The following is a 13,987-nucleotide window of genomic DNA, read 5'->3' on the forward strand; positions in this document are numbered from 1 at the left end:
TTCCGCACTGATGAATACACAACAAGCGGATCCGAGCCCCACTGCGACGCAGTTGCCACGCGGCAGGCATGGATTGACGCGTGCCGAGGTCGTGCGGTCCCAACGTGACCGGATTCTGCTCGCGATGGCCGAGGCGATGGCCGAGAAGGGCTACCCGAGCACCTCCGTCGCGGATGTGCTGCGCCGTGCCCGGGTCTCGCGCGAGACGTTCTACCAGCAGTTTTCCTCCAAGGAGGACTGCTTCAGGGCGGCGTACGCGCGCGCCGTCGAGGTGGTCATGCGTGGCATTGTCGGTACCGGGCTGGTCGGCGAAGGGCCGACCGATAGCGGCGCCGACACGGTCGATCCGGCACGCCTGGAGCGGCTGCTCGGCGCTTATATCGACGCGCTGGCCGACGAACCGGCTTTTGCGCGGCTGTTTCTGGTCGAGGTCTATGCCGCCGGGCGCGAGGTGTTGGCCCGGCGGGCCGAGTTGCAGGACGGGTTCGTGGAACTGATCGTGAGCATCCTGCGCGCACGGACGGCGGAGCAGCGGTTCGCGTGTCAGACGCTCGCCGCGGCAATCAGCTCGATGGTCACCGCGAAGATCGCGGTCGGCGACGTGGACGGGCTGCGTGCGCTGCGTTCGCCGCTGGTGGACATGGTGCGGCGCGGCGGCCGGCTGTACGGCGAGTTCGAGACCGCGGACTAGTCGCTGGTTCGGCTCGACACTTGGACGTGCTGCTCGACCGAGGGGCCATCGGTATCGGTGGGCACCGCGCGGCTGCGCAAGCGAGCTCCGCGCAGTCGAGCCTGAATGAGGAACCATAGTCCCGCGACCGCGGCGGCGATGGCGACTCCGCCGAGTATCTGCAGCAGCAGGGCTGCGTCGGGGGCCGCGGAATCCACCAGCATCACGCCGCCGAACAGCAGGAACAGCGCGCCGGCGACGAGCGCGATGACGCGTTCGGGCAGATGCTTGCCGGCCAACGCACCGATCAGGATTGCGAGCGCGTCCGCGGCGACCATGCCGATCGTGGAGCCGATCCAGACCCCGACCCAGTCGTGGTCGGCGGCCAGCGTCACCGTCGCGAGCATCGTCTTGTCGCCGAGCTCGGCCAGCAGGAAGGCCGACATCACGGCGAAGAAAGCAGGAGCGTTCGTGCGGCCGGCCTTGCCCTGCTCGTCCTCGCTGAGTGAGTCGCCACGCAGGGTCCACACCCCGAACGCCAGGAACGCGATGCCCGCCGCGATGCCGATCGCGTGGGTGGGCAGTGCCGCGCCGAGGAAGTAACCGATTGCCACCGAGACCAGGTGCACGGCCGCCGTGGCTATGGTGATCGCACCGAGCACGACCCACCAGCGGTAGCGCAGCGCAAACGTCATCGCCATGAGCTGCGACTTGTCCCCAAGTTCGGCGACGAAGATTACGCCGAAGCTCAGTAGCAGTGCGGCAAGCATGGTGGGCGACTCCTGGTAAGGCAAACCTAATGGACTTGTACCAGGTTACCGGGGGTAAGGATATTGCGCAACGGGGCCATATTCGAATTACCAATGCGCACAATAAGTTTGGTGATCCTGCCGGGGTTTTTCGGGTTCCCTTAAGCTGCGAGAAGCATGGCCAAAACCGCGGTATCGGGATCGCTGATGGGGTCCACCCCGACGCGACTCACGATGGAGGTCACGGTGCCGTCCGCTTCGGCCTCTACCCAGGCCGCACGGTGGTCCAGGCCCAGATGCGGAATGCCGGGCAGCAGTAGGCATCCCGACGCGGCGCCGGCGCATTCCGGCAGCGACGGGTTGGTCTCGGAAGGGGGGTGCAGGACGAGCAGCGCGGGCGGCTGTTTGATCGCGAAACGGCCCGGTTCGAGCGCGGTGTCGCCGAGGACCGTGCCCTCGGACATGACCAGTCCGACCGTTCCCGGTTGCGGATTATCGGGCAATTCCTCCCGTGCGCCGAACACCGTGGACGTGGTCAGCAGCCCGGGAAGTGTGGCGACTCGCACAGCGAGGACGAGCAGTTGCGCCCACTCCTTGGTGGTGTTGGGCCACCGGCCCGAGATGACGAAGCCGCTCAGCGTCCCGGCGGCGTGAAAGGGGGAGACCCCGATGTAGTCATGGGCGGCGTATTCGTCCTCGCGCATCGCATGCCTCCTCAGCCGTCCGCCGGTGCACGCGGCGTGCTCCGGCTCTCTGCTCACCGGCCACGCTGCCCAGCGGAAATGTCAGGATGCGACACATTGTGGCTGGCACACAAGATCAGGAGAGTGCCAACTGTGTGCCCGGGTGTTCCACAGGCTCCACACCTGAAACGACAGTGCGCGGTTCGCGAGAGCATTCTCGCGAACCGCGCACAGGTCGAGCGGTCGAACTTTGGTGGCAGATGACTACGGGAAGATGAGTCCCGAGGTCTGCGACGTCGCGGCGGCGAAGCGCTGCTGGACGTCGGCCCAGTTGACTACGTTCCAGAACGCCTTCACGTAGTCGGCCTTGACGTTCTTGTACTGCAGGTAGAACGCGTGCTCCCACATGTCGACCTGCAACAGCGGGATGATGCCGAGCGGGATGTTCGCCTGCTGGTCGTAGAGCTGGAAGGTCAGCAGCTTCTTGCCGAGGGTGTCGTAGCCGAGCACCGCCCAGCCCGAGCCCTGCAAACCGTTGGCGGCGGCGGTGAACTGCGCGCGGAACTTGTCGAACGAACCGAACTGGTCGTCGAGTGCGGCCGCCAGGTCGCCGTCCGGCTTGTCGCCACCGTCCGGCGAGAGGTTCTTCCACCAGATCGAGTGGTTGACGTGACCGCCGAGATGGAACGCGAGGTTCTTCTCGAGCAGGAAGATCGCGCCGTGATCGTCGGATTCCCTTGCAGCAGCGAGCTTATCGATCGCCGTGTTCAAGCCGGCGACATACGTCGCGTGGTGCTTGGAGTGGTGGACCTCGTTGATCTCACCCGAGATGTGCGGCTCCAGTGCGCCGTAGTCGTAATCGAGATCGGGCAGAGTGTATTCGGCCACGATTTTCCCTTCTCGGTCCGGGGCTGAGCGGCCCTGTTGTCGGAAAATGTTTCGTAGGTATTGCCAGCCTGTCCTATTGGTACACCTACCGCAACAGCGGTGATCACGCGGATCGGAACCGTCGCGAAGCCGCGACGGAACGCTCGCTCGATTCGGCACTGGAGTGAATTGCCGCTTAACATCGGGCGGCGTGGGAGCGAACGAGCGATGTAGGCAAGCGCCGTCGTCGCTGCTCGCTACCGGCTCGGCGCATTCCGCAGCGCGAATTCAGCCGTCGCGCATGCGACTCGGCGGGGTCGATCTGCTTCGCACGATCGCCGTTCTCGCCGTGTTGTACTCGCACATTTCCTACTACTTCGTCGACGATCGCGGCGACGGCTGGTGGCTGATCGACCTCGTCCAAGAGGGCCTGATCGACGGCATCAAGCTCAACAACCACCTCTCGTTCGTGGGCGTGGCGTTCTTCATGGTGCTCACCGGCCTGTTGATCACCGGATCGGTGACCAGGCACTCGGCCAGCAATTTCCTCGGCAATCGGATCGGGCGGCTCCTGCCACTGCTCTGGCTTTCCGTCGCGGCCGCCATCGTGCTGGTGCGAATGCACATCAACGGCATGTTCAGCCCGCAGGACGGGATCAGCAACGTCGAGGCCGGGCTCAGCTTCGTGCTCGGCGGATTCTTCCTCAAACCGGAAGTGGCCGTCCTCGGTGTGACGTGGACGTTGACCGTGCAGATCCTGTTCTACCTCTACTGCGTGGCCGCGCGTCCGCTGCTGCGATACGCGCCGGCGCTGGTGCCCATCGTCGGCGCCGCACTCTGCGGCGGCGCCCTGCTCTACAACGACCTCGTTCCGGCCGCGGCCACGGTCCCGATGCTTTCGAAAGTCGCCGCGACAATGCCCGCGATCTTCGTCGGGCAGATCATCTACTTCGCCTGGACCGGGCTGGCGAGCCGCATCTGGTTGCTCGCCGCGACCGCCGCGCAGATCGGTGTCGTCGAGCTCGCCACCGAGCTGCACGCGTACTGGGCCGGTGACCGCTATCTGTGGACGATGACGGTGGTGACCGCGACCGTGCTGGCGCTGGCGCACTGCCGGGGCGCGATCGCGTCCTCGCGCGCGGTGCACTGGGTCGGCACTCGCAGCTACGCGATCTACCTGCTGCACACGCTGATCCTCTATCGGGTGTTCGAGCACACCGTCGGTTGGTTCGGCACCACCGGCGCGATTCTGGCTTTCTTGATCGTCACCGCTGTCGCGTCCGAGGTGGCCTACCGCGTGGTCGAGGTGCCTGCAGGCCGCTGGATCACCGACCGGCTGAACCGGCGGGAAGCGCGCAACCGCGCGTAGCATTTTCTCATGTCCTGGTATGACGAACTGCTCGGTCGGGTCGGCGCCAAGCCGGAGATGGTGACGGCGGAGAACGCGCTGCCCGGTCGCGACGAAACGATGTACGTGCCGGACGAACACTTCGTCAACGGCCATCGGCTGCAGCGGCCCTTCCCGGACGGAACGCAGACCGCGGTCGTCGCGATGGGTTGCTTCTGGGGCGCGGAGAAGGAGTTCTGGGAACTCGACGGCGTGTACACCACCGCGGTCGGCTACGCGGGCGGGATCACCCCGAACCCGACGTACGAGGAGGTCTGCTCGGGCCGCACCGGGCACGCCGAGGCGGTGCTCATCGTCTTCGATCCGAAGGTGATCGGCTACGAGGCCATCCTCAAGCAGTTCTGGGAGAACCACGACCCGACGCAGGGCATGCGGCAGGGCAACGACCAAGGCACGCAGTACCGCTCGGCGATCTACACCGTCGACGAAGAGCAGGCCGCGACCGCGAAGGCGACCGCCGAGGCGTACGGAAAGCGCCTCGCCGATGCCGGCTACGGCGCCATCACCACCGAGATCGCGCCGCTCGCGTCCTTCTACTACGCGGAGAGCTACCACCAGCAGTACCTGGCGAAGAATCCGAACGGCTACTGCCCGGTGCATGCGACCGGGGTGAGCTGCCCGGTCGGGCTCGGCGCCTGACCGGACGTGCTCGCGAGGCGCCTCGGTTTACAGCGGAGGTGCCACCTCGGTTTACAGCGGAGGTGCCACCTCGGCCGCGAGCGCCCGCGGATCGTGCCGGTCGTGCGCATCCCACCAGCGCAAACTACCGGCGATGAACTCCTCGAGCGGGACCGGTGCGCCGTCCGAGCGGGTCACCTGCAGGTCGCCGAACCACACCCGAAGGTCGAGTTCGCGTGGATCGATACCCTCCTGCAGCGACAGCTCGAGCAGGTGCTTTTCGTCGGTCCCGGTCAGCGTGGTGTCGACACTGAGCAGCTCGCGCCACTGCGCCCAACTGCTCTCGGGCAGGTCGACGAACTCCCAACCGTGCAGCGCGGCGCCCCCGTAGCTCTGCACGACCTCGTTGAGGTTGGCCAGCTCGAGCGGCGCCACGATCGGTTCGCGGTCGTTCCAGTTCTGCGCGCGTAGCGAGGCCGCGATCCGGCCCACGTCGGAGAGCACCATCGTCACTTCGCGATTGGTGGTCTCGGACCCATCGGGCGGCAGCGTCAGCACCTCCAGACGCATCGTCACGGTTGCGGCGGGTTCGTCGACCTCGATGCTCAGGCAGGTGGCCTCCGAGATTGCCGTATTCAGTCCGTTGCGGTGTCCGTCACTCCAGTTCACTGAGTCAGGCTAAGCGATTCGATTCGGTCGAGACCAAATTTCACAAGATCGCTACAAACAGTTAGCTAGGTGTATGCCCGTTCACGGTTCGGCGGCGAATCGAGGGAACCGAGCGGTCGGTTACCGCGTCAGAACAGGTGTCGGGGTTCGAAGGCCGTGATCGCCGGATCCCGATGGTTCGGCCCGTGCGACGAGGTGGGCGTTCCGGCGTAAAGAGGGGAACGCCGGACCGGCCACTTCGTCCACGGTGCCGAGTAATCCACAGCCTGTGGATAAACCTGTTGACTTGTGGACAGTCACGGTTTAATACGTCCACTTGCGAGATCCGGTGATCCGAATCCCGGCGATCCGGACGGGGCCGGTCGATCGCCGAACCAACATCGGTGGCGAGGATGTGCGTGCGTCGCTGGGCGTGACAGTATCGACCACGTGACGTTTCCTGGCACACCCACAGTTCCCGTCAGCGACGTGCCGACCGAGTTCACCGATGACGTTGTCCTGCTCGACGTCCGGGAGCCGGAGGAATGGGAGCAGGGCCACGCACCCGGCGCCGTGCACATCCCGATGGCAGACATACCGACCCGCTTCGCCGAGCTGAGCAACGATGCTGCGTTGTACGTCGTGTGTCGTCAGGGCGGCCGCTCCGCACGGGTGGTGGCCTACCTGAACCAAGTCGGATTCGACGCTGTGAACGTCGACGGCGGCATGGTGGCGTGGCAGATGCAGGGCCGGCCGCTGACCGCGGACGGCGGCCGTGAGGCGACGATCTTCTGATGCGGCCCGGGATGCCGATCAGCGGCGGCCCGCCGGTGCCGATCAGCGGCGGCCCGCCGGTGCCGGTGCAAGTCTGCGCGCGCTGCGCGGCGCAGTGGCCGGTGCGCGGCCGCCCGATCCAGTGGTGTCCACGCTGCCACGGCGTCTTGCTGGCGCCGGCGCGTCCCGATGCGCCATTGCGTGCCCGCAACTATCGCTGGGTGGCTCGCCGGCCCGGCCCACCGCGCCGGACCGCTCCGACCTCGGCGCCCACGCCGACACCGCGGTACCCGGAAACTCCGCGCTGGGGTCTGATCGACACCCCGCCGATGCCGCAGGCCGCGCCGCGCACACCACTGGCCTGGTTCGCCGACCGCGTCGAGGCGCTGCTGATCGTCACCGCGATGCTGTTCGTGCTCGCTGCCCTGGCCGAGGGACTCCGCTACGCCATCCTGTTGCGTAACCGCGCGCATCTGATCGAGCAGTGGCTGCTGTCCTGCTCGGATGCCGCGGTGTGGTCGACCTCGGTGCTTGCGCTGCTCGTGGCACTGGTCGCTGCGCTCGCCGTCGTCGGCTGGCTGATCCGGGCCCGCGCCGAGGAGTTCGCGGACCGGGGTCGCCTCGATCCGCGTGCGACGCCCTTTCTCGTCGCGGGCTGCGTCGTCCCGGTGCTCAATCTGATCGCGCCGGGGGTGTTCCTCACCGAACTCGCACAGCGGCGCCCGCGCGAACAGCTGATCGCGGTCCGGGTGTGGTGGTGCACGTGGGTGCTCGGCGCGGTGATGGCGATCGCCGCGCTTGCGTGGCGTAGCGCCGGCTCGTTGCAGGCCCAGGCCGACGGCGTCGTGTTCACCGCACTGACCGACGTTGTGGCGGCCACGGTCGCCGTGGTCACGCTGGGGACGATCTACCGACTCGAGGACCGGGACCTGCGCGGCCGGCCGCGGCGCGCGAAGCGCTGGCTCATGGCCACCGGTCCGCACCGGCCGATTATCGAACCGATCCGCGGTGTCGTTGACCATGCGGATACAGAGCGCGAGGATTCCGACGCCCAGGTAGAGGTGGCGGCCACGTGACCTCTGCGATCCGGCCGCCGTTCGTGGTTGCCCACCGCGGCTCGTCCGCCGAGCGCAAGGAGCACACGCTTGCCGCCTACGAACTGGCGCTGGCCGACGGCGCCGACGGTGTCGAATGCGACGTGCGGCTGACCAAGGACGGCAAGCTCGTCTGCATTCACGACCGGACGGTGAACCGCACGTCGACCGGGACCGGACTGGTGAGCGAGATGACGCTCGACGAAATCGCCGACTTCGATTTCGGGGAGCCCGGCGTGCCGGCAGCGGTGCTCACGCTCGGTGATCTGCTCACGCTCGTCCTCGACTGGCGCAGTCGCCCGACGAAGATCTTCATCGAGACCAAGCACCCGGTGCGCTACGGATCGCTGGTCGAAGCGAAGGTGCTCGCCGAATTGCAGCGCTTCGGTATCGCCTCGCCGGCGTCTGCGGACCACTCCCGCGCGGTGGTGATGTCCTTCTCGGCCACGGCGGTATGGCGGATCCGTCGGTCCGCACCGCTGCTGCCGACGGTGTTGCTCGGTGAATCGTCTCGTTACCTGGGCGGCAGCGCCGCGACCACGGTCGGGGCGACCGCTGTCGGTCCGTCGGTGAAGACGTTGCGCGAGCACCCCGAGCTGGTCGACCGGGCAGCCGCGGCAGGCCGGTCGACGTACTGCTGGACAGTCGACGAGCCCGACGATGTGAAGCTGTGCCGAGAGCTCGGGGTGAGCTGGATCGCGACCAACCATCCGGCCAGAACGAAGGCGCTGCTCGCCCAGGCCGGCTGAGCCCGGACCGGCGGGCCGATTGGCCGACCATCGAAGCGGCCGTCGGGTGGCGTGTAGGTTCACGACTCGTGGCAAAGAAGAGCAAGCGAAACACCCCGAAGCCGGGAAGCAACCGCTCGCAGCGAATCGCCGAGCGTCGCGCCGAGCACGAACGGCTGGCGGCCGACGCTGGTGCGCGCCCGTTCGCCGGTCTCGCCGCCGAATGCGACCTGGTCGCGATGCGCGAATTCGTGCCCTCGGCGGTAGCCCAGCTGCCGACGCGCAGCACGGATCGCACGATCCAGGTCGCGACGGTGCTGCCCGGCGCGGTCGCCGCGTTGGTCCGCGAGCACTCCGGTGCGACGACCGGAGTAGTCGCGGTGCAGACCCAGGCCGCCGGTCCCGATCCAGCGGCTGATCTGGCGTCCGCGGTGAAATGGGCAATGAGCGCCGAGGCCGGCCAGTCGCTGGACGGTGCCGATCCCGACGAGGACACCCCCGCACTCACCGACCTGATCGATCCCGCGGCCGAACTGGACGTCAGCGTGTACAACGACTTCAACTGGTGGATCCCGGAGGGGGCCACGCCGGACGCCGAGGCCGCGGCCGCGGTCGAACGGGCGAATCAGGTCATCATGCCGTCGGCGCGCCTGGATGGGCTCGCGGCGGCGTGGTGGGTCGACGCCGGCGAAAAGGCGCATTTGCGCTGGGTCCGTCCCGAGGACGAGGACGATCTGATGCTGGCGCTCGCGCGGGTACACGCCCAGGGTGCGCTGCATCTCGGTGAGGGTTCGCGATTCGCCGGATCGTTCCGCACGCACGGCGTGCTCGTGCCGGTGTTCGATCTCGACCCGGAGCGGCATCCCACCGAATGGACTGCGGCAGCAACGGAATTCGATGCCAAGTTGGGCGAGGCGCTGGCCGTGGACGCGCCGCTCACCTCGGACGAGCGGCGTTCCCGGGACGGGTTGCGTAGTCGCCAGGTGACGCTGCGGTAGGCGGTCGGGAACAGCCTTATGCCGCACACCTTTTCGTGTACGCCACCGAAAAGGTGTGCGGCAGGCGGTGACTAGCGGGCTGGGCCGGCCACCGGGGGCGCGCCGACGCCATCGCCGGCAGCGCGCGTTTCGCGGGCGATGAAGTTCTCCAGGTCGAACAGGTTGCTACCGGCCCGATCTGCGACGGTCGCCAGCGTCGAAACGCTCGCGACTTCCTCGACCTGCTCCTTGATGAACCACTGCATGAACTGCTCGCCCATGTAGTCGCCCTCGTCGCGTGCAGTTCGAGCGAGCTGGATGATCTGGTTGGTGACTTCGCGCTCCTGCGCTAGCGACAACGCGATCGGCTCGCGGGCATTCGCGAAATCCGACTTGGCCGGATCGACGCCGGTGAAGTCGACCGAGATGTCGCGATCGACGAGGTAGCGCACCATCATCAGCGCGTGCGCGTGCTCCTCTGCCGCCTGGTCGTAGAAGCGCTTCGCTAGTTGCGGGAGGTCTGCATTGTCGAACCAGACCGCGATGGCAATGTACTGATGCTCCGCGCTGAACTCATGTCGAATCTGATCCTGCAGCAGCGCATGAAACTTGGTGTCCGTGTTTGCGGTCGCGCTTGTCATGTCGATAACGGTATCCGCAGGTCGAAGGCCTGTCACCCAAGGTCACACTAAATAAGGACAGTGTTACCTCAGAACGAAAAGCATTGCCTGGGCAGCTGATTCGGTCCGATCTTCAAACGTGGCGGACGTCATGTTCATTGGGCCGTACGCGCTTGGATCAAGGCCCTGCCGTGACCAGTTCCGCGGGTATCGGCTTGTCCGCCGCCAGTGCACCGAAAAACTCGCCGGCGCGGTCGGAATCCCACAGCACGACGTTCCCGCTGCCGTCGGTGTCCTCGAAACCGGAGATCGGCACGGTGGTGGTGACCAGATCGCCGCGCATCGCCCAGGCGAGCATGCCCAGGTTCCACAGGTGATCGCCGTCGTCGACGGTGGGCGAATTTGCGGTGCGGGTGGCAAGCGGCCAGGCGCGCAACGGATTCAGCAGGGTCGCCGGGCTGGCGGCCTTCGCCGCGAGCGCCGACATGAACATGCGCTGATTGTTCGCGCGCTGCAGATCGGCCAGCGCCGTGGCGCGGCTGCGGACGAAACCGAGCGCCTGTGCACCGGACAGATCCTGGCACCCCGCGGGCAGGTCGATACCGGCCAGTGGGTCGCTCATCGGCTCGTCGAGGCACATCCGAATGCCGCCTATTGCGTCGACTACACCGGCGAAACCACCGAAACCGATCTCCGCGTAATGGTCCATGCGTAGGCCTGTCGCGCCCTCGACCGTCTGCACGAGAAGTTGCGGCCCGCCGAACGCGAACGCGGCATTGATCTTGTCGCGGCCGTAACCCGGGATCGGGACGTAGGAATCGCGGGGAATGCTGACCAGCGTCGACGCGCCGGACTTCGGGATGTGCACCACCAGAATCGTGTCGGTGCGGGCGCTACCGACGTCGCCGCCGGTGGCCAGCGACTGCTCCTGTTCGGGCGTGAGACCCACGCGGCTGTCCGACCCCACGATCAGCCAGTTGGTGCCCGGTGTGTCCGCGACCCGGCCGGAATAGTCGGCCAGTGCGTCGACCCGATTCAGCGACCGGTCGAGATAAATGAAACCCGCGACGCTCGCGAGCACCAGGACCAGCACCAATGCCGCGATGATCCGGCCGATGCGGAACTTCGGTCGCCGTGGCTTCGGGCGTTCGGTGTCCCGTGGCGGTGGCGCGGGTGGTTGCGGACCTCGCGGCGGGGCAGCGCGGCGAGGTGGGGGCCGGTGCGTCGCCGGGGCCGGCTGCCGGTCGGCGTAGGGCCGCGGCTGCTGGCGCGGCGCGTGCTGGACGCCGCCCAGCCAGGCGCCATTGGGATCGGCCGGTGGGGGCGGCTGCTGCGGCGGCGGTCCGCCGGGGCGACGCTGCTGCGGCGGGGGCGGCGGTGCCTGGGACCAGGCCCGAGGCTGCTCGTCCGGTCGCCCGGCCCGCGGGTCGGGAGGCGCAGGTCGCGCCGAGCGCGGGTCGGGAGGCGCAGGTCGCGCCGAGCGCGGGTCGGGAGGCGCAGCGCGTCGGTCGCGGCGGATGACGGAGGTGGCTTCGGGTGGCTCCGGCCAATTCGCGTCGCGTGGCGGCGGTGGCTCCGGGCGGCGCGCGCTCGGCGGCGGCTGCCGACGTTGCGGGTCGCGCGGGGGTTCACCGTTCACGGTGATCGACTTTACGCAGGGTCGAGCGCGGCACCGCGCGGGTCGCCGATCGTCATGGCAGCCAGCCGACGTGCTCGCGCAGGAGTGTGTAGCCGACGAAGGCGACGATGTCGATGAGCGCGTGCGCGATGATGAGCGGCCACAAGCGGTTGCTCACCTGCCAGTACCGGCCGAAGACCACGCCCATCGCCATGTTGCCCAGCCCGCCGCCGAGCCCCTGGTAGAGGTGGTAGCTCCCGCGTAGCAAGGCCGACGCGGCGAGGCTCTTGTTCTCCGACCAGCCGAGCCCCCGCAGCCGCGTCACGAGATAGCCGACCACGAGGATTTCCTCCGCCGCGGCGTTCGCGAGGGCAGCCAGGATCAGCACCGGCACCCGCCACCAGTGGTCGCCGAGTGCACTCGCCTGCACGGTGAGGTTCATCCCGAGGGCGTGCGCGATGAGATAGAACGCCAGCCCGGGCAGTCCGATCACCGCGGCGAGGACGAGCCCGGGGAGCAGGTCGCGGCGCAACTGCTTGCGGGCGAGCCCGATCGCGGCCGGCCCGATCCCGCTGCGCCAGAGCAGGTAGAGCCCGAGTGCGGCCCACCCGGCGAGCCGCAGAATCGACAGCAGCTGGAAGAGCAGGTCGATGAGCGAGAACGTCGAGCGGGACTGGTTCAGCGCCACCGTTTGGTCGGACAATCCACCGGCCTGCAGGGCATCCTCGACGAGGGACAGCATCGAGTTCAGCCCGCTCAGGCCGAACGTGACGACGAGGACGATGCCGATCTCGAACCAGGTTGCCCGGCGGTCCAGCGCTTCGCCAGTGGCGTCGTGAACGGAAGATTCGTTGCGTTCAGCGCTGTCGGGTCGCTCCGCAGGCTCCGCTCCTGCGGAGTGAACGCTTCCGTTCACTCCACCGAATGGAGGTGTGCGGCGGGGCGGGCGGAGCCAGTCGGCGATGCTCAAGAATCGGGCTCCGGATCGTGCGCGCCGGCGAGTTCGTCCCGCTCGGCCCATTCGAGCAGCGGATCGAGCGCGAACACCGCGTCGTCGATTCCCGCATGCAGGTCGCCCAGCTCGGCGTATCGCTTGGGCATCGTTGCCACGGTGCAGTCCCGCGGGTTGACGTCGTCGACCTCGTCCCAGCGGATCGGGGTGGACACCGTCGCATCGGGGACGCCGCGCACCGAATAGGCGCTCGCGATCGTGTGGTCGCGGGCGTTCTGGTTGTAGTCGACGAAGAGCAGCTTGGGATCGCGGTCCTTGCGCCACCAGGTGGTGGTGACGTCCTCGGGTGCGCGCCGCTCGACCTCGCGCGCGAATGCCAACGCAGCGCGGCGCACGTCGGTGAAGCCCCAGTTCGGTTCGATGCGCACGTAGATGTGCATGCCCTTGCCGCCCGAGGTCTTCGGCCAGCCGACCGCGCCGAGTTCGTCGAGCACCTCGTGCGCGACATGGGCAACGCGCCGGACGCGGTCGAACGGGCAGTCGGGCATCGGGTCGAGGTCGATGCGCCACTCGTCGGGGCGTTCGGTGTTGGCCCGGCGCGAGTTCCACGGATGGAACTCGACGGTGGACATCTGCACCGCCCAGATCACGCTGGCGAGTTCGGTGACGCACAGTTCGTCGGCCGTGCGGTTGTAGCGCGGGAAATGCACTCGCACGGTCTCGACCCAGTCGGGCGCGCCGCGCGGCAGCCGCTTCTGGTGCACCTTCTCACCCGCGAGTCCCTCCGGAAAGCGGTGCAGCATGCAGGGTCGTTCGCGCAGAGCCCGGACGATGCCGTCACCGACGGAAAGGTAGTACTGCACGAGATCGAGCTTGGTCAGCCCGGAAGCGGGGAAGTAGACGCGATCCGGGTTCGAGATGCGGACGGTGCGCTCGCCCACCTCGAGCTCGACCGATGGGGGCTTCCCGCGGGTGGCAGCCATGCGCTCAAACTAGCGCGGCGACCCCGGTTTCGGCGCGCGTCAGCCTCGCGCGCGCAGACCGTTGAGGAACGGGCAGCCCATCAGAATCCGGATTGCCTTGGTGAGTTCGGTGAAGTCGGTGACCGGGTCGTTGAACGGCATCCGCACATCACGATCGCCGTCGGCGGTTTCCACGCGCAGCGTCAGGCCGAACCGGTCGAGTGCGAGCGGGCGGACGCGACCACGACGCATTCCGGTGGGCAGGCGCCGGGCGAGCCGCTCGACAACATCGGGGTGGTCGCAGTCGAGATGCTGCAGCCACGGCTTCTCCATCTCGGCGAATGGGTCCGGGTTGGCGCTGCGCAGGGCGTCCGGCTGCACGGATTCGGCACCGGATGTGTCGGCGACGACGGCGGACGCGATCGTCAGGCGCAGCAGCGTCGAGCCGTGGCCGACATCGAGCAGAGACGGATGTGGATGCTCCGCGGCGACCTCGGCGGCGAGGGCGCGCTCGGCCTGGCTGCTCACCGCAGTGACGGTGCCGCGCAGCCACACCAGCGACCGCACCGGTTCGCGCAGCGCGAGGCGGCGCTGCTCGTCGGTCAGCTCGGCGGTGGTG

The 13,987-nt window shown here is 67.8% G+C and carries 16 protein-coding genes; 7 read left to right on the plus strand and 9 right to left on the minus strand.

Annotated elements, in window-relative coordinates:
* Positions 1–10: 10 nt before the first annotated feature.
* Positions 11–691 (plus strand): TetR/AcrR family transcriptional regulator, encoded by a 681-nt coding sequence (locus tag OG921_RS18305; protein ID WP_266113923.1) that lies wholly within the window; start codon positions 11–13, stop codon positions 689–691.
* On the opposite strand, the gene OG921_RS18310 is transcribed toward OG921_RS18305, so the two are convergent.
* The 3 genes from OG921_RS18310 to OG921_RS18320 form a co-directional block, all read right to left on the minus strand.
* The gene (locus OG921_RS18310; RefSeq protein ID WP_266113924.1) at positions 688–1,440 is read right to left on the minus strand and encodes a TMEM165/GDT1 family protein; all 753 of its coding nucleotides are present in this window, start codon (positions 1,438–1,440) and stop codon (positions 688–690) included. The genes OG921_RS18305 and OG921_RS18310 overlap by 4 nt on opposite strands.
* Before the next feature lie 140 nt (positions 1,441–1,580).
* Positions 1,581–2,123, minus strand: a complete 543-nt coding sequence (locus OG921_RS18315; protein WP_266113925.1) for a peptidase — start codon at positions 2,121–2,123, stop codon at positions 1,581–1,583.
* Positions 2,124–2,366: 243 nt separating this feature from the next.
* A complete protein-coding gene (locus OG921_RS18320; protein ID WP_266113926.1) occupies positions 2,367–2,990 on the minus strand; it encodes a superoxide dismutase in 624 nt (207 codons plus the stop codon).
* 190 nt (positions 2,991–3,180) lie between these two features.
* Here OG921_RS18320 and OG921_RS18325 point away from each other — a divergent pair, with 190 nt between their 5' ends.
* A complete protein-coding gene (locus OG921_RS18325) occupies positions 3,181–4,338 on the plus strand; it encodes an acyltransferase (RefSeq protein WP_323182814.1) in 1,158 nt (385 codons plus the stop codon).
* A gap of 9 nt (positions 4,339–4,347) precedes the next feature.
* Entirely contained in the window at positions 4,348–5,016 is a 669-nt protein-coding gene (gene msrA / locus OG921_RS18330) for a peptide-methionine (S)-S-oxide reductase MsrA (protein WP_266113927.1), read from the plus strand.
* A gap of 51 nt (positions 5,017–5,067) precedes the next feature.
* Here the strand turns inward: msrA and OG921_RS18335 are convergent, their stop codons facing one another.
* Positions 5,068–5,664: a hypothetical protein gene (locus OG921_RS18335; RefSeq protein WP_266113928.1), complete on the minus strand. Its 597-nt coding sequence runs from the start codon at positions 5,662–5,664 to the stop codon at positions 5,068–5,070.
* Positions 5,665–6,093: 429 nt separating this feature from the next.
* Here OG921_RS18335 and OG921_RS18340 point away from each other — a divergent pair, with 429 nt between their 5' ends.
* The 4 genes from OG921_RS18340 to OG921_RS18355 all read left to right on the plus strand — a co-directional run bounded on the left by OG921_RS18340 (position 6,094) and on the right by OG921_RS18355 (position 9,237).
* Positions 6,094–6,438, plus strand: coding sequence for a rhodanese-like domain-containing protein (locus OG921_RS18340; RefSeq protein WP_266113929.1), 345 nt, complete (start codon positions 6,094–6,096; stop codon positions 6,436–6,438).
* On the plus strand, positions 6,438–7,493 hold the full coding sequence (locus OG921_RS18345) for a DUF4328 domain-containing protein (protein ID WP_266113930.1): 1,056 nt from the start codon (positions 6,438–6,440) through the stop codon (positions 7,491–7,493). The genes OG921_RS18340 and OG921_RS18345 overlap by 1 nt, the downstream gene beginning before the upstream one ends.
* The gene (locus tag OG921_RS18350; RefSeq protein WP_266113931.1) at positions 7,490–8,260 is read left to right on the plus strand and encodes a glycerophosphodiester phosphodiesterase; all 771 of its coding nucleotides are present in this window, start codon (positions 7,490–7,492) and stop codon (positions 8,258–8,260) included. The genes OG921_RS18345 and OG921_RS18350 overlap by 4 nt, the downstream gene beginning before the upstream one ends.
* Positions 8,261–8,328: 68 nt before the next feature.
* Positions 8,329–9,237: a DUF5926 family protein gene (locus OG921_RS18355; protein ID WP_266113932.1), complete on the plus strand. Its 909-nt coding sequence runs from the start codon at positions 8,329–8,331 to the stop codon at positions 9,235–9,237.
* Positions 9,238–9,308: 71 nt separating this feature from the next.
* On the opposite strand, the gene OG921_RS18360 is transcribed toward OG921_RS18355, so the two are convergent.
* From OG921_RS18360 to OG921_RS18380, 5 genes are all read right to left on the minus strand, one after another.
* Positions 9,309–9,857: a ferritin gene (locus OG921_RS18360; protein ID WP_266113933.1), complete on the minus strand. Its 549-nt coding sequence runs from the start codon at positions 9,855–9,857 to the stop codon at positions 9,309–9,311.
* A gap of 157 nt (positions 9,858–10,014) precedes the next feature.
* Positions 10,015–11,475: an LCP family protein gene (locus OG921_RS18365; RefSeq protein WP_266113934.1), complete on the minus strand. Its 1,461-nt coding sequence runs from the start codon at positions 11,473–11,475 to the stop codon at positions 10,015–10,017.
* A gap of 52 nt (positions 11,476–11,527) precedes the next feature.
* On the minus strand, positions 11,528–12,271 hold the full coding sequence (locus OG921_RS18370) for a CPBP family intramembrane glutamic endopeptidase (RefSeq protein ID WP_266113955.1): 744 nt from the start codon (positions 12,269–12,271) through the stop codon (positions 11,528–11,530).
* A 149-nt stretch (positions 12,272–12,420) separates the two neighbouring features.
* A complete protein-coding gene (gene ligD / locus OG921_RS18375) occupies positions 12,421–13,389 on the minus strand; it encodes a non-homologous end-joining DNA ligase (RefSeq protein WP_266113936.1) in 969 nt (322 codons plus the stop codon).
* Between the two features lie 39 nt (positions 13,390–13,428).
* Positions 13,429–13,987: DUF2470 domain-containing protein (locus OG921_RS18380; RefSeq protein WP_266113937.1), on the minus strand; the 559-nt coding region annotated here is incomplete at its 5' end.

Origin of the sequence: Aldersonia sp. NBC_00410 (genome assembly GCF_026342035.1) — a bacterium.
Lineage (GTDB): Bacteria > Actinomycetota > Actinomycetes > Mycobacteriales > Mycobacteriaceae > Aldersonia.